This window comes from Trueperaceae bacterium (assembly GCA_019454765.1).
Classification (GTDB): Bacteria; Deinococcota; Deinococci; order Deinococcales; family Trueperaceae; genus JAAYYF01.
Genome location: JACFNR010000057.1, coordinates 1 through 3,686 on the forward strand (window position 1 = coordinate 1; position 3,686 = coordinate 3,686).

Genomic DNA, 3,686 nt, shown 5'->3' on the forward strand with positions numbered 1-3,686 from the left:
GACGGGTGCCACCGGTGGGGGCTCGGCCGTCGCCGGAACGCCTGCGGCCCCCGACCGCGAATCCGCCTCCGCAGGTGACGCCGCGGGTGAAGCCGCGGGTGACGCCGCGGCCGAGCCGGGCGCCGACGAGGGTCCCGGCGACGAGGCGGCCGGTGGCGCGGGCACCTCCGCCGGCGCCGCGGGCGACGGCGAGACGGACCAACCCGGGCGGTCCGCGGCCCAGCCGGGCGAGCGCGCCGTCGACGCGGGGACGCCGGGCGAGGTGGGAGGGCCGGAGGGTTCGGCCGCCGGCCTGGGCACGACCGGATCGGCGAGGGGCGAGGGCGCGGCCGCCGCCTCCGCCTCAGGGGGCGAGGACGACGCCGTAACGCCAGGGAGCGCCGGCGCGGGCGGAGCGGCCCTCGCCGACGACGCGTCCGCCACCGGATCGGTGGGGACCGGCGCGGTGCAACTCCTACCGGGCGTCATCCGTGGCGGACCGACGACGCCCGCGGGCAGCGTTCGCCTTCCGGGCGACGATCAGGTCGAGCTGCCGCCCGGCACCCCGCTGGCGCCATACCGGACGGCCGCGGAGGAGGCGTTGGGCGAGGGCGACCTACCGGCCGCCTACCAGGAGATCATCCGCCGCTACTTCCGATGAGCAGGCTGTTCGTCAGGTAGGGCAGCTCCGCGGCCAAGGCGGCCGCCAGCTCCGGCACGGCCTGATCGCGGAGCGCCAGCACGGTGGGGTCGGCCTGCTCGGCGACGAGGGCGTCACGCGTCGACTCCACACGTGAACCCTGCAGGGTGCGGCTCCGCAGGACCTGGACCACTGCGTCCGTGCGCGGGTCGACGACCTGAGCCTCGAGCGCAAGCGAGACGTCTATGCGCCGCGAGCGCCCGTCTTGCGATTCGGTCACCCGCCGCTCCATGACGGGTACGCCCACCATGACGGCCAGGTCCGCGCCCTGCGAGCGGGCGATCCGAGCGGCGCTGGGAGCGGCGCGACTATGGAACAGGTCGTTGTGGGTCTCGAGGAACCGCATCGTGAACTGCGAGACGAAGGTGAAGTGCGACCCCGGTTCGCGTTCGAGGATCGCCTGCACCCCCTCGGCGGTGCCCTCCAGTCGGGACTGGGCGGGGGCGTTCATCACGGCGACCAGGACGGTGCCGCTGGGGGCGCTCGCCGGCGCGCACGCCACGAGCAGCGCGCCGAGCAGGAGCGACGAGAGTAGGAGCTTGCCGCGCGACGTCTTCATGCCCCCATGCTCGCATCCCGGAGGCCGTCACGCGGTGAGGTGGTGCTTAACCGGCTCCTCAGACGTCAACCTCCAGGCTCGCGGCGCCGTTGGTTGCCTCCCGCAACGCGGCACTTAGCGCGGCGAGCGCCTCCTCCGGCACGGACAGCCTCACGACGAGGCCGCCGGCGTCGAAGGTGGGGGCGGACAGGTCGAACGGGGCCGTCTTCTGGGCGGCGTCGGCCAGCAGGCGCAGCACGGTGTCGGTGTGGGCGAAGGGCGCCCTGACCGTGACGCCGGCGACGTCGACGACGTCTCTCACCCCCGCCGCATCGAGGGCCTTGGCGAGCGTGCCGGAGTAGGCCCTGACCAGGCCGCCAGCGCCGAGCTTCCTGCCGCCGAAGTAGCGCACCACCACGGCGGACACGTGATCGAGGTCGCGCTTGAGGATGACCTCCAACATCGGGCGGCCGGCGGTGCCGCCGGGCTCGCCGTCGTCGGAGAAGCGCTGCGCCGGCCCCACCCGGTGGGCCCAACAGTGGTGCGTCGCGGCCGGGTGGGCCGCCCTCACCCCGGCGAGGTGGATGGCGGCCGCCTCGACGTCCTCCACCTCGACCACGTAGCCGATGAAGCGCGAACCCGAGACCACCTCCTCGTGCGAGGCAGCGGCACGTACCGTGCGGTGAGCCACGGCGCGAGCGTACCGCGCCGTACGCGCGGAAGGTCGCCCGTGGTAGGCTCCCGTCCATGAAAGTGGGTACGGTGCCCGGGAACGGCCAGCGCGGCCGTCACGCGCTGCGCGTCCGCCGATGTTGCCCGGACGCCGGTCGTTGAGGGACCGCCGGCCGTGAGGCGGCGCGGTCGCCGGGCACGGCGCGACCGGTGCACCCTCCCCCAGGCATAGGGCCGTTGGCCTGCCGCCAGCCACACCGTTCCGATCACGCGGGGTCGCCCTCGCCGCCTAACTCGGAGGAGCAGATGCCGCTCGAGTTCTACAACACCCTGTCGCGCGCGAAGGAGCCGTTCACGCCGGTCGTGCCGGGCCACGTCGGCATCTACATGTGCGGACCGACGGTCTACTCGGAACCGCACCTGGGGCACGCGCGCGGACCGGTGGTCTTCGACGTGCTGCGCAACTGGCTGGAGCACGAGGGCTACCTCGTGAGGTTCGTGGCGAACGTCACGGACGTCGGTCACCTGGTCGACGACGCCGACGACGGCGAGGACAAGCTCGCGCGGCGCGCTCAGCTCGAGCGGCTGGAGCCGATGGAGGTGGCGGAGAAGTACTTCTGGGCGTACTTCGACGCCATGGCCGCGCTTGGGGTGCGCCGGCCGAGCATCGTGCCGCGCGCCTCGGGGCACATCATCGAGCAGCAGGCCATGACGGCCGAGCTCGTCGACCGGGGCAAGGCCTACGTGCGGGACGGCAACGTCTACTTCGACGTCTCGGCCTGGCCGGAGTACGGGGAGCTCTCGGGGCGCGACCCGGCCGAGCAGTTGGAGGGGACGCGGGTCGAGGTGCGCTCGGAGAAGGACGACCCGCGTGACTTCGCCCTGTGGAAGCGCGCGGAGGGGGGCCACATCATGCGCTGGCCCAGCCCCTGGGGGGACGGCTTCCCGGGTTGGCACATCGAGTGCTCGGTCATGAGCACCAAGTACCTGGGCGACGAGTTCGACATCCACGGTGGCGGCCTCGACCTGGTCTTCCCGCATCACGAGGCGGAGCTCGCGCAGGCGCGCGCGGCGGGCAAGGGGTTCGCGCGTTACTGGCTCCACTGGAACATGATCACGCTGCAGGGCGAGAAGATGGCGAAGTCGAAGGGGCACTTCGTGACCCTCGGCGAACTCTTCGCGGAGCACGACCCGCTGGTCGTCCGCTTCCACCTGCTCCGCTCGCACTACCGGAGCGTGTCGGACTTCAGCGCCGACGGCCTCGCCTCGTCGGCGGCCGGCCTCGACCGCCTCAGGGACACGTACCTGGCGCTGTCGTCCGGGCTGGAGGCGGGGGCGGCGGACGACGCGCCGTTCGTGGAGTACAGGGCCCGCTTCGCGGCGGCCATGAACGACGACCTGAACACGCCGCAGGCGATAGCCGTCCTGTTCGACGCGGCGCGCGAGATGAACCGCGAGCTGGAGGCGGGCGCCGGCGCCGCGTACCGCCGTGGTGCCGTCGCCTTCCTGGACGAGCACCTGACCGGCGTCCTCGGGGTCCCGGCGGGACGTGGCGTGATGGACGCGGCGCCCGAGCTCCTGCGCGGGCTGGTGGCGCTGCTGCTCGAGGAGCGGCAGCGTGCCCGCGACGGCCGCGACTTCGCGCGCGCCGACCTGCTCAGGGACCGGCTGGGTGCGCTTGGCGTGAGCGTGGAGGACACGGCGGAGGGTAGTCGCTGGAAGCTGACGCGCGGCTGAGACCCCGTCGGCCGGGGTGAGGGCCTAGCCCTGCCCGGCCGCCGCCAAGTTGCCGCCGGC

At 73.5% G+C, this 3,686-nt stretch carries 4 protein-coding genes; 2 read left to right on the forward strand and 2 right to left on the reverse strand.

Annotated features, from left to right (window positions below; genetic code table 11):
• On the forward strand, positions 1 to 640 hold a 640-nt coding region (locus H3C53_12210; GenBank protein ID MBW7917428.1), incomplete at its 5' end, for a hypothetical protein.
• Here H3C53_12210 and H3C53_12215 read toward each other — a convergent pair.
• Together H3C53_12215 and H3C53_12220 are read right to left on the reverse strand one after the other, a co-directional pair.
• A complete protein-coding gene (locus tag H3C53_12215) occupies positions 618 to 1,238 on the reverse strand; it encodes a hypothetical protein (protein MBW7917429.1) in 621 nt (206 codons plus the stop codon). The genes H3C53_12210 and H3C53_12215 overlap by 23 nt on opposite strands.
• 58 nt (positions 1,239 to 1,296) lie before the next feature.
• Positions 1,297 to 1,908, reverse strand: a complete 612-nt coding sequence (locus H3C53_12220; GenBank protein MBW7917430.1) for a YigZ family protein — start codon at positions 1,906 to 1,908, stop codon at positions 1,297 to 1,299.
• Positions 1,909 to 2,195: 287 nt separating this feature from the next.
• On the opposite strand from H3C53_12220, the gene H3C53_12225 reads away from it, so the two are divergent.
• Positions 2,196 to 3,626 (forward strand): cysteine--tRNA ligase, encoded by a 1,431-nt coding sequence (locus H3C53_12225; GenBank protein ID MBW7917431.1) that lies wholly within the window; start codon positions 2,196 to 2,198, stop codon positions 3,624 to 3,626.
• The last annotated feature ends 60 nt before the right edge of the window (positions 3,627 to 3,686 follow it).

Bases quoted from the DNA above. Each gene is read 5' to 3' on its own strand.
- H3C53_12215 (MBW7917429.1), bottom strand. From the start codon at position 1,238: ATGAAGACGTCGCGCGGCAAGCTCCTACTCTCGTCGCTCCTGCTCGGC.
- H3C53_12225 (MBW7917431.1), top strand. From the start codon at position 2,196: ATGCCGCTCGAGTTCTACAACACCCTGTCGCGCGCGAAGGAGCCGTTC.